This is a genomic window from Methyloversatilis sp. S146-33 (assembly GCF_059552495.1).
The window spans coordinates 1-24,656 of the sequence record NZ_JCANOT010000041.1 but is presented as its reverse complement, the minus strand read 5'-3'; the positions used below and the strand labels follow the sequence as shown (position 1 = coordinate 24,656).

The window sequence follows — 24,656 nt, the reverse complement described above, 5'->3', positions numbered from 1 at the left end:
GCTCAGCCCCGCGCCGCGATGCGGCTGCGCAGTCGGGCGATGGCCTGGCTGTGCAGCTGGCAGACGCGCGATTCGGATACGCCGAGGATTTCCCCGATCTCGCGCAGGTTGAGGTCTTCCTCGTAATAGAGACCCATCACCGTCTTTTCGCGGTCGGGCAGATCGCCGATGGCGCGCACCAGCACGTCGCGCATGTTCTTGTCGAGCAGTCGTTCGAGCGGATCAAGATCTTCCGTACCGACGCTGTGGCGGTCGAGGTAATCATCGTCGTCGCCGTCGGTGAAGTCCTCGAAATAGACCAACTGATAGCCGCGCGCTTCCTGCAGCATCTTCTGGTACTCGGGCAGCGGCATGCCGAGCGATTCGGCCAGTTCGCCTTCAGTCGGCTGACGGCCCTTCTGCTGCTCCAGCGTGTGGATGGCGGTTTCGATGCGACGCATGTCGCGGCGAAGGCTGCGCGGCAGCCAGTCGTTCTCGCGTAGGCCGTCGAGCATGGCGCCGCGGATGCGCTGTACGGCATAGGTTTCGAACTGCGCGCCCAGCCCTTCCTCGTAGCGGCTCATCGCGTCGAGCAGGCCCAGCATGCCGTTCTGGATGATGTCCTCGACCTGCACGCTGGCCGGCAACTTGGCCATCAGGTGGTAGGCAATGCGCTTGACCAGCGGCGCGTAGTGCTTGGCAAGCTGATCACGGTCCAGTGTTCCGGATGCGGTGTACATGTTTCGTCCTCTGCTGCGGGTCGCTTGTGCAGTCAGGCCACTTGGGCCGGGAATCCGTCTGCACGCCCTCCCCGGTCGCTGCGGTCACCCGCGAGCGCGTCGTCCAGGGCCGACAACATACCGGCTTTCTCCGCCTCGCGGGTCACGAAAAGCTTTTCGGCAAGATCGCGCCCGATCTTGAGGGCATCGTCACCCGCCGTGGCGAAAACCGGGCGCTGGTAGCCGCTCGGCAGGCAGCCCAGCCAGTGCAGCGCGCTGCCCAGGTGTTCGCTCACCACGCCGTTCAGGCTGGCAAAGGCCTGGCGGGCGTCGGCCACCGAGCGCGCGCGGCTGACGCCGACATGCACCGGACGGGCCGCGCTTCCGGTCACCGGCGCATTGCCCGCGAGGTGACGCTTGATCAGCGCGTAGGCGGCGGTGATGCTGACGCCGGAGGCGGCGGTGATCACTGCCAGCCGGTCGGCGCGACGGGCCAGCGCCGACAGCTGACCGTCGTCGAGCGCGCAGTCGATCACCAGCAGTTCGGTATCGCGGGTCAGTTCGACCAGCGCTTCGTCCAGCGCCTCGGTCTGCAGGCGGTTTAGCTGCTTCGACGCGGCAGCCAGACGGGCGGCCGGCACCACGGCCACGCCGTGTTGCGAGGCGATGCGCACCGAGGCGAGCGCAACGTCGCGGTTGATCGCCTGCAGCAGGTCGATGCGCGAGGTCAGGCCGAGCCGCGCGGTGGCCGAGCCGGCGCCCTGGTGTTCGTCGATCAGTGTCACGCGCAGGCCGCTGCGGGCCGCCTCGATGGAGGTGGCGAGCGCGATCGAGGTACTGCCGACGCCATCCATCGCGCCAGCGAAGGCGACGCGCTGCGTCGGGTAACGGCGGAACATGGCGCGCAGGCCGGCTGCCTGGTCGTGCATGAAATCAGCCACGGCTCACCTCGCTGCGCAGGTCGCGACGCGAGGCAGCCATCAACAGGCCGGCGTCCTGCGGTGAGAGGTGTTGCGACGATTCTTCGCCGGCTGCGCGCAGCGCGCGGTGCATCAGGTAGGCGCGGTTGGGCAGGTGCAGATCTTCCGGCACGCGCTGGCCGTTGGCGACGTAGTACAGCGGCAGTTCGTGGCGCATCAGCACATCGAGCACCGGGCCCAGCGTGACCGATTCATCGACCTTGCTGATGATGGCGCCGGCCAGATCAGCGCCGCCATTCGGCGACGAGTAGGCGCGCACCACGTCGTCCAGCGCATCGGCGCGGGCGACCGAGTTCAGCAGCAGCAGGCGCCGTACGTCGCCGCTCGACGACAGCATGGCGATCTGCTCGGCGACGGCGCGGTCGCGCTGGCTCATGCCGACGGTGTCGATCAGCACCATGTGCTTGTCGCGCAGCTCGACCAGCATGCGACGCAGGTCGGAGGCGTCGCGCACCGCATGCACCGGCACGCCGAGGATGCGGCCATAGATGCGCAGCTGTTCGTGGGCGCCGATCCGGTAACCATCGGTGGTGAGCAGCGCCACCTTGTCTGCACCGTGGCGCACGACGCAGCGGGCGGCGAGCTTGGCGGTGGTGGTGGTCTTGCCGACGCCGGTCGGGCCGACCAGCGCATAGACGCCGCCGCGGTCGATGATGTCGGCGTCGGAATTCAGCGTGATCAGGTCGCGGCCGATCAGCGTGCGCAGTTCATTGCGCGCGGCAGCCAGCGAGTCGGAACTGCTCAGCTGGTCGAGCAGCCGGTAGGTGGTCACCGCGCTGAAGCCGGATTCAAGCATTTCGGCTGCCAGCGTGGTCTTGATCGGCGAGCTGCGCGACATTTCGCCCCAGGCGAAACCGGCCAGCTGCTGTTCGAGCATGCGGCGGATGCTGCCCAGTTCCTCGCGCAGTGCGGCGTCAAGCTGCGGCGCCGGCTCGGACGCTTGCACGGCGTGGCGCGGTGCGGCCTCGACGGCCGGTGCGGCACGACGCTGCGGCACTTCGGCGTGCGCTTCGAGGTGCTCGTTGGCCGGCGCCTGCTGACGGCCGCGTGCCAGATCGCGCAATTCGCTCGGCGTCGCCGGACGCGGCTTGTACGGCTGCCAGGGCTTCGGCGCCCGCACTTCCTGCGCCGGAGCCGGTGCCGGTGCGACCTTGCGCGCAGCCAGGCTGCTCGACAGCGTCACCTCGAAATCCTCGTCACCATACGGCCGGGACGAGGTCTGAAATGCGGACTGCGCTTCGGCGCGCGCGGCGGGCTGTGCGGCAGTACGCGCCACCGGTGCCACCGGCGCCGGTGCCGGCGCGGCGGCCGGCTTCTTCGTCGGTGCAGTCATGGCCTCGAGCGCATTCGCCGGCAGCGCGAGTATTTCCACGCCGCCCTCGACCGGTCGGTTCGACAGCACGATGGCGTCGGGGCCGAGGTCTTCCTTAATGCGGCGCAGGGCGTCGCGGGCGGAGGCAGCGAGATATTTGCGAGGCGTCATGATTTGACTCCGATGACAGAGGTCACCTTGATGGTGCGTGTTTCAGGAACTTCGGAATTGGCGAGTACTTTCAGGCTGGGCACCGCCCGGCGCAGGAAGCGCGACAGCAGCCAGCGCAGCGGCGCCGGCACCAGCAGCACGGCCGGCAGACCCATTTCTTCCTGGTTCTGCGCGGTGCGCGCCACTTCATTCATCAGCGTGTCGGCCAGGCCCGGTTCAATCACCGAACCGTCGCCGCCGCCACCGAGCGCCTGACCGATCAGGCGCTCCAGACCCGGGTCGAGCACCATGACCTGGACGTCGGTATTGCCCGGGAACAGCTGCTGCACGATGGCGCGGCCCAGCGCCACCCGGACGCGAGAGGTCAGTTCGAGCGGGTCCTGCGTACGCGGCGCGTACTCGGCCAGCGTCTCGACGATGGAGCGCATGTCGCGGATCGCCACACCCTCCTCAAGCAGGCTCTGCAGCACCCGCTGTACCACCGCCAGCGGCAGCGCCTTCGGCACCAGATCCTCGACCAGCTTGGGCTGTTCGCGGCCGACGTGTTCAAGCAGCGCCTGCGCTTCCTGACGGCCGAACAGTTCGGCGGCGTGAGTCAGGATGAGATGGTTCAGGTGGGTGGCGATCACGGTGGCCGCATCGACCACGGTGTAGCCGAGTGCATGCGCCTGCTCGCGCAGGCCTTGTTCGATCCACACCGCCGGCAGGCCGAACGCCGGATCGCGTGCTTCGCGGCCCGGCAGCGAGCCCGCCACGCGGCCCGGGTTGATCGCCATCAGGCTGCCCGGATAGGCCTCGCCACTGCCGACATCGACGCCCTTGAGCGTGATGCGGTAGCCGTTGGGTTTCAGTTCGAGGTTGTCACGGATGTGCACCGGCGCGGTCAGGAAGCCGATTTCCGCCGCAAACTTCTTGCGCAGGCCGCGGATGCGCTTGAGCAGTTCGCCGTCCTGGCCGCGATCGACCAGCGGGATGAGGCGGTAGCCGACTTCGAGACCCAGCGTGTCGACCGGCACGACATCGGTCCATGCCGCTTCCTGCTGCTCGGGCGGCGTGACCGACTGCGCCGCCGCCTGTTCGGCCGCCTTCTTCTCCGCCGCCTCCTTCACCTTGGGCGACGCCGCCTTCTGCATGCCGCGCCAGGCAAGGTATCCGAGGCCGGCGGCGATCAGCAGGAAAACGAAGTTGGGCATGCCGGGGATCATGCCCATCAGGCCCATGATGCCGGCGGAAATGCCGAGCACACGCGGATCGCCGAACAGCTGACCGATCACCTGGCCGCCCACATCGCCATCGTTGCCGACGCGCGACACCACCAGACCGGCGGCGATCGAAATCACCAGCGCCGGGATCTGCGCGACCAGGCCGTCGCCAATGGTCAGCAGGACATAGGACTTTGCAGCCTGGCCGGCGCCCATGTCGTGCTCCATGACGCCGATCAGCATGCCGCCGATCATGTTGATGAGCAGGATGAGGATGCCGGCGATGGCGTCGCCGCGCACGAACTTGGACGCACCGTCCATCGAACCGTAGAAATCCGCCTCGTCGGCGATTTCCTTGCGGCGGCGGCGCGCCTCGTCCTCACCGATCAGGCCGGCGTTCAGGTCGGCGTCGATCGCCATCTGCTTGCCGGGCATCGCGTCCAGCGTGAAACGAGCGCCCACCTCGGCGATCCGGCCGGCGCCTTTTGTAACGACGACGAAGTTGATGACGGTCAGGATGATGAAAACGATGATGCCGACCGCGTAGTTGCCGCCGACCAGGAAGTGGCCGAAGGCTTCGATCACCTTGCCGGCCGCATCCGGGCCGGTGTGGCCTTCGAGCAGAACGACCCGGGTGGAAGCCACGTTCAGCGACAGGCGCAGCAGCGTGGTCACCAGCAGGACCGACGGAAATACCGAGAAATCGAGCGCCTTTGTCGTATAGAGCGCCACCAGCATCACCATCACCGACATCGCGATGTTGAACGTGAAAAACACGTCCAGCACGAAGGTGGGCAACGGCAGCACCATCATCGACAGGATGAGGACGATGAGCAGCGGCGCAGCCATCTGGGCGATGTTCGGGGAACCGATGACCTGACGGAACGAGAGGGACGTAGCCATGACGACATTTCATCGCAGGTGACGTCCATCAAACCGGAGAAAGAAGAGGGGTTTTCCCCGGCTATTGGGTCGACTGGATTGTTACGCAGCGCAAAACGCCCTTACAAACAGGGGGCGCTCCTGTTCACGTCGGCGTGCGTTACTTGCACTGTCGCACCCCAGTCCCAGGAGACTACAGATGAACGCCCCGGCCCGTGCCGCTTCAGCCAGTTCGCTTCACCCCGCTCTGTGGGTGGCCGCTGTCTCGGTCACCGCCTTCAGCGCAGTCGGCATCGCCAAAATGTCCGGCTTCTTCGAGCCGGCCACGCCTGCACCGGTCATCGCGGCCGCCGCACAGACCGGCACGACGCCGGCTCCGGCGACCCAAGCAGTCGTCGCCGCCCCCGAACCGGCTCAGCCGACCGCCGTCGCTGACAAGCCCGCTGAAAAGCGCAGCGAGAAGCCGGTCGTCAAGGCCGTGCCAGCGAAGAAGGTGCATGTCGCCGACGCTGGCGAGGCAGGTGCGGTCAAGGTCGCGGACCGGACCTACGACTCGGGCATCGATGTCATTCCGGCGCAGCCGCGCACCGCCTACGAGCAGACGCTGCCGCGCAGCGAAGCCGAGTATCGCGCTCCGGCGCCGGTTTGCGCCGACTGCGGTCTGGTCGAATCGGTACGCGAGGTGAAGGCGCCGGCCGACCCCAGCGGTCTGGGTGCCGCCGCCGGCGGCGTGGTTGGCGGTCTGCTTGGCAATCAGGTTGGCAAGGGCAGCGGGCGCACGATCGCGACGCTGATCGGCATTGCCGGCGGCGCCTATGCCGGCCATCAGGTCGAAAAGACGCAGCGCACGACCTCACGCTGGGAAGTGGGTGTGCGCATGGAAAACGGCGAGTACCGCACGGTCACGCTGGACGCGGAACCGGTCTGGCGCACCGGCGACAAGGTCAGGCTGCAGGGCAACCGGCTCGTCATGGCCGACTGAACACAGGTTTCCTCCTTCCTCTCTCTGAGGACCCCTTTCGGGCACCCGCGTGGTGCCCGTTTTTTTGCCTGCTCGCCCGCGTGTTGTCCGACTCAGGCCGCCGTGCGGAAGCGGCTCACCTCACCCTGCAGCTGTTCGGAGAGGCTGGCCAGCTCGCTCGCCGAGCTGGCAACCGACGCTGCGGCACTGGCGTTCTCCTCGACCACCTGCACGATCTGCTCGACGCGCCGCGCCAGATCCTGGCTGGCTACGGCCTGCTCCTGCAAGCCGCCGGACACCTCGCCTATCGTGCCGGCGACCTGTCGGGCGTGCGCATCGATGTCCAGCACCTTGGCCCGTCCCTGCTCGGCCGTCGCCAGACCCGCATGCACCCGCTGAACCGTGCTCTGCATGGTGCTCGACACCTCGGTCGCGCCACTCTGGATGCGCGTCACCATGTCGGTGATCTCGGTGGCCGAGCGCGCCGACTGTTCGGCCAGTTTGCGCACTTCGTCGGCGACCACCGCAAAACCCCGCCCCATCTCACCGGCGCGCGCGGCCTCGATCGCTGCGTTCAGCGCCAGCAGATTGGTCTGGTCAGCGACGTCACGGATCACATGGACGATGCGGGTGATATGCGCCACTTCGCTGCCCAGTTCGAGCGCGCGCTGCGCGCTGCTCTCGATGCCTTCGGTCACCTCGCGGATCTGCCCCACCATGCGGCCGATGTCGCTGGCACCGTCCGAGGCGTGCTCACCGGCCACGTGCGACGCGTCGCGCGCCTCGTTGCTCAGCTCGCTGACGTGGGTGATCGAGGTCGACAGCTCCTCCAGCGAGGCGGCCATCGCGGCCGCCAGTTCCGCCTGCGAATCCGAGGCGAGCCGCACCTGCTGGGTGGCGCCCGACAGGTGGGCGGCCGAGTCACCGAGCTTGCCGGTGGCCTCGCCTATCGTGCGCACCATGCCGCGCAGCGACTGCTGCATCGACTGGACTGCGCGCAACACCTGCGCCGGCTCGCTCTCGCCCTCCGGTCGCAGATCGGTGGTCAGGTCACCGTCGGCGATCCGCCGCACCGCGGACAAGGTATGGCCGAGCTGGCTGGAAATGCTGCGCGTGATGATGAGCGACACGACGACTGCCGCGACGATGAACAGCGCACCGGCGATAACCACGGCGCGCGTCAGTGCCTCGGCCGAGTCCTCTAGCGCCGCGATGGCGCCGTCGTTGCGGCTGCGCACGCGCTCGCGCAGCGCCATCGACGCCTCATTCAGGGCAATCGCCGCTGGGCCATGCGTCGAGTGCAGCAGTTCGTTCGCCTCGGTGTTGCGATTGACCAATGCCAGGGCCAGCACCTCCTGCGAAATGCCGCGGAAGGCCTGCAAGCGCTGTTCGAGCTGGGCAAACAGCGCCCGCTCGGCCTGTTCGCTGCCGGGCAAGGCGACCAGTGCGCCCAGGCGCTTGACGGCCTCGTCGGCCTTGCCGACATAGCCTTCCAGCTTGACGCGTACCTTCTGGATCGCGACGTCTTCGGTTTCGAGGATGGCGCTGCGCGAATAGACACGCACCCGCTGTACCGCATCGTTGAGATCGGCGATCGCATCGACCTTGGGCTGGGTCAGCGCGCGGATTTCGTGCGCGCTGGCACTCATGCGCACCGACTGGATTTCAACGAAAACGGCCACCGCAACGAAGATGAGTGCGATCAGACCGAAGCCGAGCGCAAGACGGGTGGAGATTCTCAGGTTCTTCATGGAGAGTCCCTCAGGAGCTGATTGTGTGCATGAAACTCAACGACTTAACGGCTGCTGCACACAGCGCTTGAGGCGAGAATCCATCTATCCGACATACGGTCGGACAGGCCCCCTGTACGGCAGGTCAGTCGCTGCCCGGGTCCATGTCTTCCGGCACCGGCAGGTCGTCGGGCATCTTCGGAATGCCGCCGCCGCGGGCAAAGGCGTCATTCAGCTGGTACACATAGGCCAGCACCTCGGCCACCGCGCGGAACAGTCGTGCCGGCACTTCCTGCTCCAGTTCGCAGTGCTTGTGCAGCGCGCGCGCCAGCGGCGGCGCCTCGACCAGCGGCACGCCGTGCTCGGTGGCGACGGTACGGATGCGCAGCGCCACCTCGCCCGCCCCCTTGGCAACCACGCGCGGCGCACCGCCGCGCGCCGCGTCGTAGCGCAGCGCAACCGAGTAGTGGGTCGGGTTGGTCACCACCACGTCGGCCTTGGGCACGTTGGCCATCATCCGGCTGCGCGCCATTTCGCGCTGTTGCTGGCGGATGCGCCCCTTGACGTGCGGATCGCCCTCCTGCTCCTTGAACTCCTGGCGCGCCTCCTCCTTGGTCATCTTCAGTTCGGAGTGGTAGTGCCAGAGCTGGAAGGGCACATCGATGGCGACGATGAGCGCCATGCCGGCGACCAGCAGCAGGGTTGCCGTCATGATCAGATCGCCGGTGGCGCCGAGCGCGACGTCGACCGGCGCACCGAACAGTGCGAACAGCTTCTCGTGGTCGCGCATGACCACCCAGGCCGCGACGGCGCCGACCAATGTCGCCTTGCCGATGCTCTTGCCCAGCTCGACCGCCGCCGTGGACGAGAACATGCGCTTCAGACCGGCTGCCGGATTCAGTTTCGAGAATTTCGGTTCGAGTGCCTTCGGCGCGAAGTTCCAGCCCGCCATCAGGAAGGGCGACACGAAGGCTGCCAGCATCAGCGCGATGAACAGCGGCGCCAGCATCAGCAGGGCATCGGTGGAGCGCTCGATCAGCAGCGCGAACATCGCCGCCGGATCGAAGATGGCGCGCCGGTCTATGGTCAGCCCGTCGCGCAGCAGATCGGCGCTGCGCGGCCACATCCAGCCAGCGAGCGCAGACATGCCGGCGACACCGGTGATGGTGACGAGAAAGGTCGCCAGTTCGCGCGAGTTAGGCACCTGCCCTTCTTCGCGCGCCTTTTCCAGTCGTCGCTGTGACGCTGGTTCTGTCTTTTCGAGATCGCTTTCTTCTGCCACGTGCGCAGACCCGGTTCGGCAATGCGCAGGATGATGCGCCGCAGAGACCGGCGGCAATCGGCGGAACAGCGGCCGAAGATCACCCCATCTGCGGCCGCGGCTGGGTCAGTCGTGGCAAGAATGGTGTGTGGAGTGGGCGGCGCGAAACGGCAGACCGTAGCCTGCCTCGCCAGCCCTGCAGTACGCGCCGGGGCGACCGGAGGACCCGCCGGCGGTGGGCAACTCAGGTCGAGCCGCGCAATCCCTGACGCAGCGAGCTCTGCAGCGCCGACGTTTCGCGGTGCAACGCCATCAGGCGCTCGGACAGCGCGAGCAGGTAGTCCTCCATCATGCGCGACAGCTCGCGCACCGACTGATTCGGTGAGCCCGCCATCGCCCGGCTGGCATCGATGCGCACCTGCAGGTCGCGCAGAACCGCCTGCTTGTCCGGTGGGCAGGTATTGATGAATTGTTCGATCACGCGCCGTCGCTCCGCGAAATAGGTCTGGGGATCTGAATGGGCCAGTTCCTTCCAGACGTCAAAATCGAAGTCCTGCTCAGGATTTTTCGACACTCGGTGTCCTCGCCTGCATCAATCGTGCTTCGGCGATTGGAACAGACAGTGATCGATCTCAGCGCGGCAGGGTTTCACGCGCCGCAACCAGGCGTGCGGCCTGCTCGACGCCCTGATAGGCGAGCTGACCCGACAGGTCCGGGCACAGTGCGTCGGTATTGACCATGTCGAGCGTGGTCTGCACCCAGGCGCGCACTTCCTGTGCGCGCATGAAGAGGCCTCGTGCGTCGGATTCGGCCGCCTCGCCGGCGAGATTCATCGCGGTCACCATCGCCTCGTTGCCGAGCGTTTCGATCGCATCCATCAATCGCATGATTTCAGCGTGATGGGCCTGGATGCTGGCCGCAGGCAGCATCGCGGCGGCGGGGAACGGGGACGAAATCGGCTGGATCAGGGTAGCTTCGGCCATGGTTTGACTCCCTCGGTAGCGATCGGCGAAGTGCCGGATATGCTTTCTTATCGACCCTCGAACTGAAGTCTTTAGGGGCAGAGAGATTGCGAGGCAGACAGCCCTGAAACCCAGGCTGGAAAAGGAAAAGAGCCCGCCCGGACCAGGCCCGGGCGGGCTCCTTGAAACAGCGTTGAAACAGGGGGCGTCAGGCGGCGCGGGCGACGTGACCGATCAGGCTGGAACGCGATACGCCGCGCGTGTCGCCCATCGAGCCGAGCAGTTCCTTCATGTCGAGGATCAGCACGATCTGGCCGTTCGACAGCGTGGTCACACCGGCCACGCCCTTCGGACGGAAGTCGTCCAGGCTCTTGATCACCGCGTCCTCACGGCCGGCGAAATTGTCGATCGCCAGGATGAAGGACGACTCGGCAGACTGCATCAGCACGCCGTACTGCGGATGATTCTTCTGCGGCCAGCCGAGCAGGCGGGCCAGCGGCAGCACCGGCATCACTTCGCCGCGCACCACCATGGTGGCGCGACCGCCGACCTCCTGGATGTCCTCGTGCTGGATCGGCAGGATTTCGCGCACCATCGACAGCGGCACCGCGAAGTGCTGTTCGGCCAGACGCACCAGCAGCACCGGCAGTATCGCCAGCGTCAGCGGCAGCGAGATGACGAAGGTGGTGCCCTTGCCCTGCACCGAGCGGATTTCGATCGAGCCGTTCAGCTTCTGGATGTTGGTCTTCACCACGTCCATGCCGACACCGCGGCCGGACACGTCGGACACCGTGGCTGCGGTCGAGAAGCCGGGCAGGAACACGAGGTTCAGGCTGGAACGCTCGTCCAGCGTGTTCGCTTCCTCGTCGGTGATGAGCCCCTTCTCCAGCGCCTTGGCGCGCAGACGCTCGGCATTCATGCCGCGGCCGTCGTCGGCCACCATGATGACGATGTGATCGCCTTCCTGGCGCGCCTCCAGACGCACGACCGACTTGCCCGGCTTGCCCTGGGCCATGCGCTCGTCCGGCGTCTCGACGCCATGATCGACCGCGTTGCGGATCAGGTGGATGATGGGATCGGACAGATCCTCGATCATCGTCTTGTCGATTTCGGTTTCCTCACCGACCAGCGCCAGCTCGACGTCCTTGCCGAGGTTGCGGGCGAGATCGCGGGCGATACGCGGGTACTTCTGGAACAGGCGGCCGATCGGCTGCATGCGGGTCTTCATCACCGCGTTCTGCAGGTCGGACACCAGCAGGTCGAGCTGACTCACTGCGGCGTCGAGCGCGTGCAGCGTATCGCTGTCGTTCTTGCCGGCCAGAATGTCTGCGCGCAGCGAGGTCAGGCGGTTCTTGGTCAGGCCGATCTCGCCGGACAGGTTCAGTACCTGGTCCAGACGCGAAGTATCGACGCGGATCGAATTGTCGCGACCCTTCTCGGCGTCGCGGCGGCCGCTCGGGGCGGGTGCGCCCGGACGATCGCCGGCGCGGCGACCGAAAGCGGCGTTGACCACGGCGGCCACTTCACCGTCGTTGGCAGAACGGGCTGCAGCCGGCTCGGGCACCGCCTGCGGGGCGGACGGCACGACGCCGGTCACGGCCTGGTGCAGCGCCACCCAGTCGGGTTCGGCGCCCACAGGTGCCGGCGCAGCAGTCGCGACCGGCTTCGCCACCGGGGCAGCCGGTGCGGCAGCCTTGGCCGGCTCTGCCGTCAGTTCGCCGGCCAGCGCGGCGCGCAGGCGGGCCATCAGGTCGGGATCGGCGGCGGTAGGCTGCATGCCGCGCTCCAGCGCGCCGAACATGTCGCGCACGATGCCGGTGGCGTCGAGAATGACGTCCATCAGCACCGGCGTCACGTTCATTTCGCCGTTGCGCAGCTTGTCGAAAAGATTCTCGGTCAGGTGACAGAGGGCGACCAGTTCGGCGGCGTTCAGGAAGCCGGCACCGCCCTTGATGGTGTGGAAACCGCGGAAGATCTCGTTCAGCAGGCCGCGGTCGCCCGGGGTCTTTTCGAGATCGACCAGCTTGTTGTCCACGCCGGACAGCAGGTCGGTTGCCTCGACCAGAAAGTCCTGCAGCAGATCTTCCATTCCCTGAAAGTCACTCATCTTTCGCTCCTGTGGCGACCGGATCGTCGATCCGTCCGCCCAACTGCACCTGTTGTCACGGTCCGGCAGAAACGGCGTTCTGCCTCACCGACCTTGTTGTGCGTCCATCCTTCGCCAGTCTCAGAAGCCGAGGCTTTCGAGCAGGTCGTCGACCTGTTCCTGGCTGGTCACCACGTCGCTGCGGCCTTCCGAATTGATGACCGGTCCGTTGAGCAGGCCTTCCGGCGTTGCCGCCCGCTTCTCCGCCGGCATGGCTTCGATCAGCACCTGCAGCAGGCCGCTCTCCAGCTGTTGCGACATTTCTACGATTTTCTTGATGACCTGACCGGTCAGATCCTGAAAATCCTGCGCCATCATGATTTCGTTCAACTGCGCGCGCGTGTCGCGGGCGAAGCCCGGCACATCGCCGAGGAAACCACGGGTTTCGTTCGCCAGCGCCTTGAACTCATCGACCGACAGCTCGTTGCGGTACAGCTTTTCCCAGCGGTCGTGCAGCGCACTGGAGCGCTTCTCGACATCGTCCTGCAGCGGGATCGCCACGTCGGTCGCGTTGAGCACGCGACTCGCCGCGTTCTCGGTCATCTGGGCGACGTAGTTCAGGCGGCTGCGGGCATCCGGCATCTGCTGCGCCACATCTTCCAGCGCGTGGTCGTAGCCGAGCTGGCGCAGCGTGTCGTGCAGCTGGCGGGCGAGATGTCCGACCTTGTTGAACACGTTTTCGCAGCTGTGTTCGAGTTCATGCGACTCGTCGACGGCGTGAGAGGTGGTGTATTCGGTCGCTACGGTGTCGAACAGCGCCTCCAGGTCGGCGGAATCGCCGCCGACGCTGTTTACCGCCTCGGGTACGACTTCGAGACGCACCTTTTGCGGCGTCTCGCTGGCAATGCTGTCGAACAGGGCCTGCAGATCGTCGGAATCGCCAGTTTCGTCAAGCTTCAGCTTCTTCACGGTTTCCTCTCCCGATGCAGGCTCAAGCGGCCTTCTGGTTCATCTTCTCGAAAATCTTGTTCAGCTTTTCGCTCAGCGTACCGGCGGTGAAAGGCTTCACGATGTAGCCCGACGCACCGGCCTGGGCGGCCTCGATGATGTTTTCCTTCTTCGCCTCGGCGGTGATCATGAGCACCGGCAGCGCCTTCAGCGCGGCATCGGCGCGGATGGAACGCAGCAGCTCGATGCCGGTCATGTTCGGCATGTTCCAGTCGGTCACCACGAAGTCGAATTCGCTGGCCTTAAGCTTCTGCAGCGCGATCACGCCGTCCTCGGCCTCGTCGACATTGGTGAACCCGAGTTCCTTCAGCAGGTTGCGCACGATGCGGCGCATGGTCGAGAAGTCATCGACAACGAGAAATTTCATCTTGGGATCAGACATGGGGCCTACCTCTCTCAGGCTTTATGTGTTGCCAGCAGCGGACGCAGCGTGTCGGCCAGCACTTCGGCATCGAACTTCGCCACGTATGCGTCCACCCCGACGCTCTTGCCCATCGCACGGTTGGCTTCCGACGACAGCGACGAGTGCATGACTACCGGTATGTCGGCAAAACGAGGGTCATTCTTGATATTGCGGGTCAGCACATAGCCGTCCATCTCGGGCATTTCGGCGTCGACCAGGATGAGGTCGATCTCGTCGGTCAGCGGAGCGCCGGTGGCCGACGAATGCGCGGCCATGCCCTGCAGCCGGGACCAGGCCTCGGCGCCATTGGTGGCGTGCTTGTGTTTGATGCTCAGCCGGTCCAGCACTTCGGCGATCTTCTTGCGGGCGACCGCCGAGTCATCGACGAAGAACACGTTCGGCTCGTAGTTGCCGCCCAGCGGCGGTATGTCGGTGATGGCGGCCTCTCCGAAGGTGCCGGCCATGATGCTTTCGACGTCCAGGATGGACACCAGCCGGCCGTCGTCCAGTTCGGTGATGGCGGTGATGTAGAGCTGTTCGCTGGTCACCACCGATTCGGGCGCGCGCACGCGGTCCCAGTCGACGCGGATGATGCGGTCGACCTCGTGCACCAGGAAGCCCAACGTGCGCTTGCTGTACTCGGTCACCATCATGGCGCCGCCCATGCCTTCGGGCGCGCCGTCCAGATTCATGATGCGCGCCAGCGACAGCACCGGAATCACGTTGCCGCGCAGCGAAATGAGGCCTTCGACTCCGCCCGGCATATTGGGCGTCGGCGTCACGGTCGGGGTACGGCTGACTTCACGCACCTTGAACACATTGATGCCGAACAGCTCGTGCGTGCCGAGCGAGAACAGCAGGATTTCCATCTTGTTCGAACCTGCCAGCTTGGTGCGGGCATCGACTTGTTCAAGCAGGTTCTGATCGGTTCTGTCCATCGTCTGTCTCCAGTCTCGTTCAGGCGGCGGCACGGTCGCCACCGTTGCCGCGGCGGATCAGGCGGCTGATCGTTTCCGCCAGACGCTGCGCCTCGAACTTCGATACGTATTCGTCGACACCGACCGAGCGGCCGAGCTGCTGGTTCGAACCGGAAGACAGCGAGGAATGCATCACCACCGGGATGCCGGCGAAGCGCGGGTCGGCCTTGATGTGCTTGGTCAGGATGTAGCCGTCCATTTCCGGCATCTCGACATCGGTCAGGATCATGCTCACCAGATCGCTCACCTTGCGACCGCTGGCATCGGCGTAGGACGCGATCTTCTTCAGTTCGGTCCACATCTGCGCGCCGTTGATCGCGCTGACGTAGCGCACGCCCATCAGGTCCAGCGTGCGGGTGATCTGGTTACGGGCGACCGGGGAATCGTCGCAGAAGAACACGGTGGCGCCTTCGATGCCCAGCGGCTCGATGTCCTTGAACGCCAGGTCGTTGTCGATGTCCGCGGTCTCGGACAGGATCTTCTCCACGTCCAGCATCATCACCAGACGGCCGTCGGCCAGTTCGGTGACGGCGGTGACCAGGCCACCGAGATTGGCGGTCAGCATTGCCGGCGGCACGCGCATCTGCGACCAGTCCAGGCGCAGGATGGTATCGACCGACTCGACCAGGAAGCCCTGGGTGTGACCGTTGTACTCGGTCACGATCATCACGTCGCGCGGCGTTTCGCTGGGGAACTGGGCGAACTTGGCCAGATCGACCACCGGCACCAGCGCGCCACGCAGGCTCACCATGCCTTCGACGGCCGGCGGCATTTCAGGCGCCGCGGTCACCCCCGGCGTACGCATGACCTCGCGCACCTTGAATACGTTGATGCCGAAGGTTTCGCGCTTGCCCGTTCGCGTATCGACGCCGAGCGAGAACATCAGGATTTCGAGCTTGTTGGTGCCCGCGAGCTTGGTGCGGGCATCGATATTCTTGAGCAACTCTGACATGTCGGCCTCGTCTGTCTGGTCAGTGGCACGAAAAAAGCGGGGGTGATGCTGGGTTTACGGCAGGGGTCGGAAAGTCTTGAACGCAAGGTGACGATGCGGTGACGGGCACGCCGACGGTCAATCCCAGTCGGCGCGCAGCCCTGCTTCACCCATCGACGACCGACGAGAACTTGCTGACCGCCTGTACGACCTCACGCGCACCGTTGCTGATGCGTTTGATCGCCTGTCCGGCGCTACCCGCCAGTTCGACGCCGCTGCCGGCTTTCACCAGGCTGGATTCCATGCTCACGATGGCGCTGCGCGTGCCATCCTGTATGCGCTGCACCATGCCGCCGATTTCGGCGGTGGACAGGCTGGTCCGCTCGGCCAGCTTGCGCACCTCGTCGGCCACCACCGCAAAGCCGCGGCCCTGCTCGCCGGCGCGAGCGGCTTCGATGGCTGCGTTGAGCGCCAGCAGATTGGTCTGGTCGGCGATCTCACGGATGGTCTTGACGATGCTGGTGATCTGGTCGGACTGCTTGCCCAGTTCCCCTACCCGGTCCGACGTGAGCTGGACCGTTTCAGCGATGGCGCGCATTTCCGACGACGCCCGTTCGATGATGGCCGCACCTTCGGTGGCGATGGCGTCGGTTTCGCTGGACACGCGCCAGGCGACGCGTGCGCTTTCCTGCTCCGCCAGTTGCTGCACTTTCTTCTCGGTGATGTCGGTCGCGAACTTGACCACCTTGTAAAGCTTGCCGGCCGGGTCGAACACCGGGTTGTAGCTCGCCTCCAGCCAGACCACCCGGCCGTCGCGTGCCAGGCGCTTGAAGTCACCGGCGACGAACTCGCCGCTGGAAAGGCGCTGCCAGAACGCCGCGTACCCGGGCGCGGCGACCTCCTCGGCTTCACAGAAGATGCGGTGATGACGCCCGACGACTTCGTCTTTCGAGTAGCCGACCGTCTTCAGGAAGTTCGGGTTGGCATCGAGTATGGTGCCGTCCGGCGTAAAGGAAATGACCGCCATCGAGCGGTTGATCGCGTTGAGCAAGGCGGTGGCTTCGCTCTCGGCGCGCACCTTGTCGGTGATGTCGCTGGCCACCTTGACCACCTTCACGACCCGGCCGTCGGCGCCCAGCACGGGGTTGTAGCTGGCTTCCAGCCAGATTTCACGACCGTCGCGGGCGACCCGCGGAAAGCGGCCGGACACGAAATCGCCTCGCGCCAGACGGGCCCACATGTCGGTGTAGGCAGTCGACGACGCGTACGCGGGCTGACAGAAACTCCGGTGGTGCATGCCCGGTAGTTCAGACACGCCGTAGCCCATCACGCGGGAGAAGTTGGCATTCGCTCCGATCACCTTGCCGTCGGGTTCGAACTCGATGATGGCCATCGAGCGGTCGATGGCATCGATCAGTGCTTTCGTGGCCGCAGCCCGTATTTCACACTCACCAAGACGCGCTTCCAGTTGCTTGCCTTTGTTCCCGAACATGTTCTTTTCTCCTCTTTCGTCTCCAGCATGCTGGTCGTATGAAGTTGCCCGGGCTCGCCGGACGGTCCGCGCAGAGCTGCGATCGCAAGGGAATAACGCCCTCGGCATGTAAGACTTAAGTTATATCCCCGCTCGATGCATGGAAATTTCACAGAGCCTGCCGGGCACGCACCGCAGAAAGCAGAAAAGCCCGCCCGGCACGCCGGTACGGGCTTTTTGCGATGTTGCGATGCACTCAGACGCGGAAGCGTGCGCCCGCCTCTTCCAGCCCCATGGCCAGCGCGCGCAGGTGCTGCGCCTCATTGGCCATGGCGGTGATGGCCGAGCTGTTCTCTTCGCTCATCTGCGCGATCTGCTCGACCGAACGGGCGACGTCGTGGCTGGCGATGGTCTGTTCGCTGACCGATTCGGCAATGCCGCTTATGCCCTGCGAAGTCGATGCTGCCGCGTCAGCCGCGCGGCCGAGCGCGCCGACCACCTCGGTCAGCTGATTGCGCGAGTTGTCGATCGCCTGCACGCCGCGGCGCACCACGCTCTCGACGCTGCCGGCGCGGGCGTCGAGCGCGCGCGTCACTTCGTCGATCTGCTGTGCAGACACCGCCGACTTCTCGGCCAGCTTGCGCACCTCGTCGGCGACGACCGCGAAGCCGCGGCCCTGCTCGCCGGCGCGCGCCGCCTCGATCGCGGCGTTCAGCGCCAGCAGATTGGTCTGTTCGGCGATGTCCTTGACCTGACGGGTCATGTCGCCAATGGCACGGGTGCTTTCGATGAAGGCACCGGCCGCCTGCGAAATCTCGCCCACCACGTGGCCGACCGCATCCAGTTCATGGCTCACCGCATCGATCGCATGATGGCCCTGGGCCGCTTCCTCGCGGCTCGATTCGGCGTGACGGCGCATTTCGGCCGCACTGTCGGACACGCTGTTGATCGACACCGACAGTTCCTCGATCGTGGCCGCCATGGCGGACGCCGACTGGCTCTGGCCGGCCGACGCCTCGCTGATCTGCTGCGTCGCGCTGGCGAGCGCCATCGTCACCTGGCTGACCTCACCGGCCGACGATTTCACGCGGGCGATCAGACCGGACAAGCTGTCGGCCATGCTGTTGAAGCTGTTGGCGATGTCGCCGAATTCGTCCTGGCTGGCGACACGGATGCGCGCCGTCAGATCGCCCTCGGCCAGACGACGGCCACCCTCTATCGTGTGACCGATCGCGTCCTTCAGCGACGCGTACAGGCCGAGCGCCAGATAGACCGACAGCAGCAGCCCGGCGGCGAGCAGCACGCAGGTCAGCGTCAGATCGACCATCAGTCGCTGCGAATGCGCCTTGATGCCGAGGTCGGCGGTGTCGAGCAGCGCGGTCATGGTGCCGACCGACGCCTCGACCGGCACCGAAGCGCGGGCAAACACCTCGGCCGGCGGCAGGTCAAAGCGCTGCGCCTTCAGTGAGGCGTTCAGCAACTCGGCGGTCGAGGCGAAGGCGGTGCGCAGCTTGTCGATCTCGGCGGCAACGCGCGGCGCATGCTCGGGCGCGAAGCTGCGCACACGTTCGTTCACCTGATCCATCGAGGCGACGCGGCGGGCGGCCAGCTGCAGCAGCGCGCCCAGTTCGATTGCCTCGTCCGGCGTGACCGTGCCACGCGCGCTGATCGAGGCGGCACGGCCGCGCAGCCTAGCCAAATTTTCGATGGTGAAGGGCGCGACGTTCACGGCGGCCTCGACCAACGTGAAGGTATCGGGATAGGGGTCGAAGCTCATGCCCGACCGATCGGATACCGAGCGGAAGTCGTTCAGCAGCCTGTCGATCATCGTCGAATGGCGGGCGAAGTTGGCCGCGCCGGTCGAACCGCTCATCTGCTGTCTCACCGCTGCCCACTCTCCGGACAGGCGTTCGATCTGCGCCTGCTGCACGAGCAGTTCCGGATCGGCGGCGTTCAGCGCCTTCAGCGTATCGAGACCGCGTGCGACCTCGGCCGCCTTGGCCTCGACCTTCGCCGCCTGCGAGGCGTCGCCGTTGAGCATGGCGGATGACATGCCGCGATGCTGCTGAACTGCAGTCATCGTGCCGAGCAGCGCACGCAGATACTCGGCGCCGATGTGCTCGCGTTCCATCATGCGCAGACTGTCCAGCCGGGACATCGCAACGGTGGTGGCAAGCGCCACGAGCATGGCGAGCAGTATGCCCATCACGAGCATCATCTTCGGAGCGAACCGCAGGCGCGACATCAGGGCGCGGGCGGGATAAAGCAGGGCGTTCATGGTCTCTCCTCGGGCGGCTGGGGCACGCGGCACTGCGTGCATTAGCCGGATACGGTGTCGAGGCGGGCTCCCCGGGGTCGATACCCCTTCACGACCCGCCTGACAGAGTTACGGCAGACTGCATCCAGGGTTGAGCGAACTTTCTGCAACGCAGCATTCATTTGATATGCATCAAATGCAACGGGGCGCCCACAGGCGCCCCGTCGTCCTTAGCTCGCGCAGCCGGCAGATCAGGCAGCGTAGCCGATGCGGAAGCCGCCCCACTGCCGGCCGCCAACGTAGATCGGTGCCGAAATGTCGTGCACCACCTCGCCGGTGTCGCGGCGATAGGTCTGGATCAGGAAAGGCTGGCTGTGCGCACCGCAGCGACGTCCGACCGGGTCGTCGAAGATGCGCTTGGTGCGGTTGCCGGCGATGTCCTTCTTTTCGTCGCCGGTCAGCGGCTGCGAGAAACGCTTGTTGTGTGTCGGGAAATAGCCCTTGCGGTCGACCGCGCCGGCGTAGATCAGCCCTGCATGTCGTTCGAGCAGAGGCTCCTGGATCGCCGGGAACAGGCGGTCGGTCAGGGCGTCGAACTTGGTGCTGTACTTGGTCGGCTTGGTGCCGGCGATCGGCTGGTAGTTCTCGTCGAACAGGTCTTCCATCCGGATTTCGCCGCGCTTGACCGCCGCCTCCAGGCAGGCGCCGATGCGCTGCGCCGCGTCGGCGACGATCTCCGGCATGCGGGCGTGGGCAGCAACCGCCTGCTCGCCGTAGCTGCCAAGGCGGAACACCTGCGACAACTCGGCCAGATTGCTTGATAGCACGTCCAGTCGTGACGCCTCGGCAGCGGTCGAACTGGAGACCTCGCGATTCGATTCCGCCATCGCGAAAATGCGCTGCACGTGCTGCTCGACCTGTTCACCCAGCGCCCGGTTCTGACGCATGGCTTCGACCGTGCCGCCCACGCGCTCCAGCGTCGCGTCGGCACATTCGCGGATGCTTTCCAGCGTGGCCACCGCCTCGCTGGTCAGGTCGGCGCCGGTGCGCGCCTCGACCGCGCTGGCGCGGATGACCGAGGCGGCATCAGCGGTTTCACGCTGCACGGCGGAAATCATCGAATGGATCTGCCCGGTGGACGCGGCCGTCCGCTCGGCCAGCTTGCGCACCTCGTCGGCCACGACCGCGAAGCCGCGGCCCTGCTCGCCGGCACGCGCCGCCTCGATCGCTGCGTTCAGCGCCAGCAGATTGGTCTGGTCGGCGATCTCGCGGATCACCTGAACGACCGAGCCGATCTCCTCCGAGCGCTTCCCCAGATGTTCGATCTGGCGCGCGCTTTCGGACACGCTGCCGGCAACGCGCGCCATCTCCTCGGCGACGCGGCTGACCACCTGCGCCCCCTTCTGCGACAGCTCGCGCGATCGGGTCGCATCGTCCACGGTGCCGGCGGCCGCTTCGGTTGCCGCCTCCATGCTGGCCTTCATATTGCCGACATCACCGCTGGCCGCTTGTGAGGCCGCACACTGCTGCTCGGCTGAGCCGGCGACACGCTCTGCCCCCTTGCCGAGGCCGCTGCAGGTGTCCTGCAGCCGCTTCGAGGTGAACAGCATCTTGGCCATCGCTGCGCTGAACTCGGTCACCAAGCGGTTATAGCTTTCCGCCAGTCGAGGCAGTGCGCCGCCGCCGCGTACGTCCAGTCGATAGGTGAGATCGCCTGACATGCGGGCGCGTTCGAGGCCGGCGACCATGGTTTCGAGCGGACGCTCAAACAACAGGACCGCCGTTGTGCGTGCAATGAAAGCCCCCGTCGCGGCCAAGGCCGCGGCAATCAGTGCGCCGCTCAGGGTGAAGGCCGATGCGCTGTACGCGTAAAGGCCGAGGTGGGTGATCAGCAGTGCGGAAAAAAGGCCCAGCCAGGGCAAAATGCTGCGCGTCGCTGCGCGCTTGCTTGTTGTCATCGTTCCTCTCCTGTCCGGTAAGGGTCTTTCCGCATCGCGCAAGCCCCATCGCCCGCGCGGTACGGTCGGACCCTGGGCATCGTGTGCCTGTCCGTGGTGAAGGGAGTTACGACCTGAAGCGTCCGAACTTGAGACGCTTGCCGTGGCAGCGCCTCGCGGGGGTCCGACAGGGAACCTCAGGTGACTGTAAACAGCTTCTGGAAATTGGCGACCTCGATGACCTGGCGCACCGGCGCACTGCAGTTCACGAGTCGCACGACGCAATGGGCGGCGCGCGCCTTGTCGCGCAGCATCAGCAGCATGCCCAGCGCCGAGCTGTCGAGATAGCTCACCGCAGCCAGGTCGATTTCGAGCGTGTCGAGGGCGTCGCCCGCCATCATCCGCTCGGTGGTCTCACGGAATGCGCGATGCGCGGAGAAGTCGAAGCGGCCACCCAACGAGATGCGGGCGAGTCGGTCGATGACCGAGGTACGGATTTCCATGCTGGATCTTTATCAGTGAGTGGATGATTGAACGAGGCGTCAACGGCTCATGCGTGAGCGGCGACCCGGCGTCCTCCCTGCAGTGCGGCAACGATGCGCTCGGCCACCTGGTTCAGTGGCGCCACCTCGCAGCAGGCGCCGATCTGAGCGGCCTCGCGCGGCATGCCATATACGACACAGCTTTCCTGGTCCTGCCCTATGGTCCATGCGCCGGCGCGGCGCATGGCCAGCATGCCCTGGGCGCCGTCCTTGCCCATGCCGGTCAACAAGGCAGCGACCGCGCTGCCACGCGCGTGCTGGGCGGCCGAATTGAACAGCACGTCTACCGCCGGCCGGTGACGGTTGTAAGGCGGCGTCTGCAGCAGTTCGCAGACATAGCCGGTGCCGCTGCGGCGGATTTCCAGATGCGAATGCCCAGGCGCCAGATAGGCATGACCGGGCAGGATGCGCTCGCCCTGCTCCGCCTCCTTGACGCGGACACGGGCCAGCGAATCGAGGCGGCGGGCGAAGCTCGCGGTGAACATTTCAGGCATGTGCTGCACCATCACGATGCCGGGCATATTGGCCGGCAGTCGGCACAGCACTTCCTTGATCGCTTCGGTGCCGCCGGTCGACGCGCCGATGCAGACGATGCGGTCGCCCCACGCCGACGTGGCGGCGGCGGTCGCCGGCCGCGCGGCCGCGGTCGCTGGCTCGGCCGGTGCGGTCCGCAGCACCTTCAGCCGCGCGCCATGCGCGGCGCGGATCTTCTCGTGTATTTCCTGCGCATAGCTGACCGGCAGGCCGGCCAGCGATCCACGCGGCTTGGCCACGTAATCGACCGCGCCCAGTTCGAGTGCCTGCAGCGTGGTTTCCGACCCCTGCGCGGTCTGGCTCGAAATCATGATGACCGGCATCGGGCGCAGCCGCATCACCTTGTCGAGAAATTCGAGGCCGTTCATGTTCGGCATTTCGACGTCGAGCGTCAGCACGTCGGGCGAGGTTTCCTTCACCTTCTGCCGGGCCACGGCCGCATCGGGCGCCGTGCCCACGACTTCCATGTCGGGCGCCTGATTGATGATCTCGGTCAGCACCGCCCGCATCACCGCGGAATCGTCGACCACCAGAACCCTGATCTTCATTCCATGCTCCTCGCTGCCCCCGTTCAGGAGAACAGCTCGATGTCGCCCGATGCGTCGTCGCGGGCGAGTCTTTCCTGGTACTCGCGTTCGCGGCGCGCCAGCGTATCGTTGTTCACGCGGGCAAGTTTCTTCATCAGCACACGCCCGGCGTGCGGGAAGAAATAGATCTTTCGTGCATGACTGTCCAGCAGATCCTGCGCCAGCACCGGAATGCCCTCGTTGGCCAGATAGTCGAGCACGAAATCGGCGTTGCGCTCGCCGACATTGGCATTGGCCAGCGTCGCCATCACGCGCCCGCCGCCGAACACCTTGGCCTGCAGCGCCGAGCGACGTGCCCCGGCCTTGATCAGTTCGTTCACCAGCAGTTCCATCGCGTAAGCACCGTAGCGTGCCGAACGGCTCATGACACCGCTGCCGGCGTCCGGCAGCATGAAGTGGTTCATGCCGCCGATGCCGCGCTCAGGATCGCGTATGCAGGCGGCGACGCAGGAGCCGAGCACCGTCACCAGCAGCATGTCACGCGTGGTGACGAAGAACTCACCCGGCAGGATCTTGACCGCCTCGCGCGAGAAGTTGCGGTCAAAATAGCGCTGCGCCGCCTGATGCTCGATCAGGCCCGGGCCGTGATTATCGACCGCCGTCAGCACGCGCATAAACCGTCCTTCCCAGATTGCGGAACAGGTCGACCGCGTGCGAGAAGCTCTCCGAGTGGCCGGCAAACAGCAGCCCGTCGGGCCGCAGCAACGGCACATAGCGCTTGAGGATGCCGTACTGCGTGGGCTTGTCGAAATAGATCATGACATTGCGGCAGAAGATGGCTTCCAGCGGCCCACGTACCGGCCAGTTCGGTTCGAGCAGGTTCACCCGGGTGAAGCGGATCAGCCGCTGCAGTTCCGGACGCACCCTCACTTCACCCGAACGGCTGCCGGTGCCGCGCAGGAAGTACTTGCGCACCAGTTCAGGCGACAGCTTTTCGATGCGCTCTTCGCCATAGACGCCCGCCTGGCCCTGCGCCAGCACCTGGGTGTCGATGTCGGAGGCGATGATTTCGACCGGCGGCGTCATGCTGCCGTACAGCTCGCAACAGGTGATGGCGATCGAGTACGGCTCCTCGCCGGTCGAGGCAGCGCTGCACCAGATGCGCGCGTTGGGCTTGCCGAGCTTGGTCAGGTGCTGCTTCAGCAGATCGAAGTGATGTGCTTCGCGGAAGAAGGACGTGAGATTGGTCGTCAGCGAATTGACGAAGGTTTCCCATTCGGTGCGGTCGTTGCGCTCCAGCCGGCGGATGTAGTCGGCGAAGGTCGCGTCGCCGGTGGCGCGCAGCCGGCGTGCCAGCCGGCTGTACACCATGTCGAACTTGATCGGCGACAGCGAGATGCCAGCGTACTGATGGATCATCTTCGCGATGCGGTCGAAGTCCTCGCGCGTGAAGCTGAACTCGCGCGTACTGCCGGTCAGAGTCTTCACCTCCGACAGCTGGCGCGTGATCTGCGCCGCGTTGTGCGTGGTGATGCTTGCCTTGCTGCCTGTGTTCACGATGCGGATTCCATTTGGAAGGACGATTCAGTCACTGCCTGCGTTCAGAACTCTTCCCATTCCTCTTCAGCGAAGGCGGGCTGCGCCGTCGGCGCGATGCGCTTGACCTTGCCCAGCGCACCGCCACGCGAACGCGGCAGCACCGGTTCGCTGTTCGCCGCCTCGCGCACTGCATCGAACGACGACGCCACACGACCGCCCTCGTCCAGCTTGAACTGCCCCACCGCACGCATCAGCGAACGCGCCTGCTCTTCCAGGCTCTCCGCC

General features: G+C 65.8%; 22 protein-coding genes. 1 reads left to right on the top strand and 21 read right to left on the bottom strand.

From position 1 onward, the window contains the following. Nucleotides 1–2 precede the first annotated feature (2 nt). Genes AC51BJ_RS17535 through flhA form a run of 4 tightly spaced genes read right to left on the bottom strand, consistent with a single transcriptional unit; the run spans nt 3 to nt 5,266 of the window. Entirely contained in the window at nt 3–719 is a 717-nt protein-coding gene (locus AC51BJ_RS17535; protein ID WP_019917293.1) for an RNA polymerase sigma factor FliA, read from the bottom strand. Nucleotides 720–751: 32 nt separating this feature from the next. Further along, nucleotides 752–1,627 carry a MinD/ParA family ATP-binding protein gene (locus tag AC51BJ_RS17530; RefSeq protein WP_496281085.1) on the bottom strand — a complete coding sequence of 292 codons (876 nt, stop codon included), beginning with the start codon at nt 1,625–1,627 and terminating at the stop codon, nt 752–754. 4 nt (nt 1,628–1,631) lie between these two features. Continuing rightward, complete coding sequence (flhF, locus tag AC51BJ_RS17525; protein ID WP_430434735.1) at nt 1,632–3,161, bottom strand: flagellar biosynthesis GTPase FlhF; 1,530 nt, start codon at nt 3,159–3,161, stop codon at nt 1,632–1,634. After that, nucleotides 3,158–5,266 (bottom strand): flagellar biosynthesis protein FlhA, encoded by a 2,109-nt coding sequence (gene flhA, locus AC51BJ_RS17520; protein WP_430434736.1) that lies wholly within the window; start codon nt 5,264–5,266, stop codon nt 3,158–3,160. Before flhA ends, flhF begins: the two co-directional genes overlap by 4 nt. A 178-nt stretch (nt 5,267–5,444) precedes the next feature. Between flhA and AC51BJ_RS17515 the strand changes: the two genes are divergently transcribed. Further along, on the top strand, nt 5,445–6,227 hold the full coding sequence (locus AC51BJ_RS17515) for an outer membrane lipoprotein (protein ID WP_496281084.1): 783 nt from the start codon (nt 5,445–5,447) through the stop codon (nt 6,225–6,227). Nucleotides 6,228–6,319: 92 nt separating this feature from the next. Here the strand turns inward: AC51BJ_RS17515 and AC51BJ_RS17510 are convergent, their stop codons facing one another. The 17 genes from AC51BJ_RS17510 to AC51BJ_RS17430 form a co-directional block, all read right to left on the bottom strand. Beyond that, nucleotides 6,320–7,957, bottom strand: a complete 1,638-nt coding sequence (locus AC51BJ_RS17510) for a methyl-accepting chemotaxis protein (protein WP_496281083.1) — start codon at nt 7,955–7,957, stop codon at nt 6,320–6,322. 124 nt (nt 7,958–8,081) lie between these two features. Continuing rightward, nucleotides 8,082–9,218 (bottom strand): flagellar biosynthesis protein FlhB, encoded by a 1,137-nt coding sequence (gene flhB, locus AC51BJ_RS17505; RefSeq protein WP_430434739.1) that lies wholly within the window; start codon nt 9,216–9,218, stop codon nt 8,082–8,084. A gap of 223 nt (nt 9,219–9,441) precedes the next feature. Continuing rightward, complete coding sequence (locus AC51BJ_RS17500; protein ID WP_425761485.1) at nt 9,442–9,771, bottom strand: DUF3135 domain-containing protein; 330 nt, start codon at nt 9,769–9,771, stop codon at nt 9,442–9,444. 58 nt (nt 9,772–9,829) lie between these two features. Further along, nucleotides 9,830–10,180, bottom strand: a complete 351-nt coding sequence (locus AC51BJ_RS17495) for a hypothetical protein (RefSeq protein ID WP_430434740.1) — start codon at nt 10,178–10,180, stop codon at nt 9,830–9,832. A 187-nt stretch (nt 10,181–10,367) separates the two neighbouring features. Further along, nucleotides 10,368–12,248, bottom strand: coding sequence for a chemotaxis protein CheA (locus AC51BJ_RS17490; RefSeq protein WP_430435651.1), 1,881 nt, complete (start codon nt 12,246–12,248; stop codon nt 10,368–10,370). 138 nt (nt 12,249–12,386) lie between these two features. After that, a complete protein-coding gene (gene cheZ, locus AC51BJ_RS17485) occupies nt 12,387–13,214 on the bottom strand; it encodes a protein phosphatase CheZ (RefSeq protein ID WP_430434741.1) in 828 nt (275 codons plus the stop codon). Between the two features lie 22 nt (nt 13,215–13,236). Then, nucleotides 13,237–13,635: a chemotaxis response regulator CheY gene (gene cheY / locus AC51BJ_RS17480; protein ID WP_496281082.1), complete on the bottom strand. Its 399-nt coding sequence runs from the start codon at nt 13,633–13,635 to the stop codon at nt 13,237–13,239. A gap of 14 nt (nt 13,636–13,649) precedes the next feature. Then, nucleotides 13,650–14,594: a chemotaxis protein gene (locus AC51BJ_RS17475; protein ID WP_020165469.1), complete on the bottom strand. Its 945-nt coding sequence runs from the start codon at nt 14,592–14,594 to the stop codon at nt 13,650–13,652. A gap of 19 nt (nt 14,595–14,613) precedes the next feature. Continuing rightward, entirely contained in the window at nt 14,614–15,585 is a 972-nt protein-coding gene (locus tag AC51BJ_RS17470; protein ID WP_020165470.1) for a chemotaxis protein, read from the bottom strand. A gap of 145 nt (nt 15,586–15,730) precedes the next feature. Continuing rightward, entirely contained in the window at nt 15,731–17,056 is a 1,326-nt protein-coding gene (locus tag AC51BJ_RS17465) for a methyl-accepting chemotaxis protein (protein WP_496281081.1), read from the bottom strand. Between the two features lie 235 nt (nt 17,057–17,291). Further along, a complete protein-coding gene (locus tag AC51BJ_RS17460; protein ID WP_430434745.1) occupies nt 17,292–19,313 on the bottom strand; it encodes a methyl-accepting chemotaxis protein in 2,022 nt (673 codons plus the stop codon). Between the two features lie 230 nt (nt 19,314–19,543). Then, on the bottom strand, nt 19,544–21,250 hold the full coding sequence (locus AC51BJ_RS17455; RefSeq protein ID WP_496281080.1) for a methyl-accepting chemotaxis protein: 1,707 nt from the start codon (nt 21,248–21,250) through the stop codon (nt 19,544–19,546). A gap of 176 nt (nt 21,251–21,426) precedes the next feature. Continuing rightward, nucleotides 21,427–21,732 carry an STAS domain-containing protein gene (locus AC51BJ_RS17450; protein ID WP_430434747.1) on the bottom strand — a complete coding sequence of 102 codons (306 nt, stop codon included), beginning with the start codon at nt 21,730–21,732 and terminating at the stop codon, nt 21,427–21,429. A 47-nt stretch (nt 21,733–21,779) separates the two neighbouring features. Beyond that, entirely contained in the window at nt 21,780–22,853 is a 1,074-nt protein-coding gene (locus AC51BJ_RS17445) for a protein-glutamate methylesterase/protein-glutamine glutaminase (protein WP_496281079.1), read from the bottom strand. Nucleotides 22,854–22,876: 23 nt separating this feature from the next. Continuing rightward, the gene (gene cheD / locus AC51BJ_RS17440) at nt 22,877–23,506 is read right to left on the bottom strand and encodes a chemoreceptor glutamine deamidase CheD (RefSeq protein WP_430434749.1); all 630 of its coding nucleotides are present in this window, start codon (nt 23,504–23,506) and stop codon (nt 22,877–22,879) included. Further along, entirely contained in the window at nt 23,481–24,365 is an 885-nt protein-coding gene (locus tag AC51BJ_RS17435) for a CheR family methyltransferase (RefSeq protein ID WP_051102819.1), read from the bottom strand. Before AC51BJ_RS17435 ends, cheD begins: the two co-directional genes overlap by 26 nt. Before the next feature lie 68 nt (nt 24,366–24,433). Then, nucleotides 24,434–24,656: hypothetical protein (locus tag AC51BJ_RS17430; RefSeq protein ID WP_496278962.1), on the bottom strand; the 223-nt coding region annotated here is incomplete at its 5' end.

Bases quoted from the DNA above. Each gene is read 5' to 3' on its own strand.
- AC51BJ_RS17460 (WP_430434745.1), bottom strand. From the start codon at position 19,313: ATGAACGCCCTGCTTTATCCCGCCCGCGCCCTGATGTCGCGCCTGCGG.
- flhA (WP_430434736.1), bottom strand. From the start codon at position 5,266: ATGGCTACGTCCCTCTCGTTCCGTCAGGTCATCGGTTCCCCGAACATC.
- AC51BJ_RS17475 (WP_020165469.1), bottom strand. From the start codon at position 14,594: ATGGACAGAACCGATCAGAACCTGCTTGAACAAGTCGATGCCCGCACC.
- AC51BJ_RS17465 (WP_496281081.1), bottom strand. From the start codon at position 17,056: ATGTTCGGGAACAAAGGCAAGCAACTGGAAGCGCGTCTTGGTGAGTGT.
- AC51BJ_RS17530 (WP_496281085.1), bottom strand. From the start codon at position 1,627: ATGCACGACCAGGCAGCCGGCCTGCGCGCCATGTTCCGCCGTTACCCG.
- AC51BJ_RS17455 (WP_496281080.1), bottom strand. From the start codon at position 21,250: ATGACAACAAGCAAGCGCGCAGCGACGCGCAGCATTTTGCCCTGGCTG.
- AC51BJ_RS17510 (WP_496281083.1), bottom strand. From the start codon at position 7,957: ATGAAGAACCTGAGAATCTCCACCCGTCTTGCGCTCGGCTTCGGTCTG.
- AC51BJ_RS17470 (WP_020165470.1), bottom strand. From the start codon at position 15,585: ATGTCAGAGTTGCTCAAGAATATCGATGCCCGCACCAAGCTCGCGGGC.
- AC51BJ_RS17450 (WP_430434747.1), bottom strand. From the start codon at position 21,732: ATGGAAATCCGTACCTCGGTCATCGACCGACTCGCCCGCATCTCGTTG.
- AC51BJ_RS17445 (WP_496281079.1), bottom strand. From the start codon at position 22,853: ATGAAGATCAGGGTTCTGGTGGTCGACGATTCCGCGGTGATGCGGGCG.
- flhF (WP_430434735.1), bottom strand. From the start codon at position 3,161: ATGACGCCTCGCAAATATCTCGCTGCCTCCGCCCGCGACGCCCTGCGC.
- cheD (WP_430434749.1), bottom strand. From the start codon at position 23,506: ATGCGCGTGCTGACGGCGGTCGATAATCACGGCCCGGGCCTGATCGAG.
- AC51BJ_RS17535 (WP_019917293.1), bottom strand. From the start codon at position 719: ATGTACACCGCATCCGGAACACTGGACCGTGATCAGCTTGCCAAGCAC.
- cheY (WP_496281082.1), bottom strand. From the start codon at position 13,635: ATGTCTGATCCCAAGATGAAATTTCTCGTTGTCGATGACTTCTCGACC.
- AC51BJ_RS17495 (WP_430434740.1), bottom strand. From the start codon at position 10,180: ATGGCCGAAGCTACCCTGATCCAGCCGATTTCGTCCCCGTTCCCCGCC.
- AC51BJ_RS17515 (WP_496281084.1), top strand. From the start codon at position 5,445: ATGAACGCCCCGGCCCGTGCCGCTTCAGCCAGTTCGCTTCACCCCGCT.
- AC51BJ_RS17490 (WP_430435651.1), bottom strand. From the start codon at position 12,248: ATGGAAGATCTGCTGCAGGACTTTCTGGTCGAGGCAACCGACCTGCTG.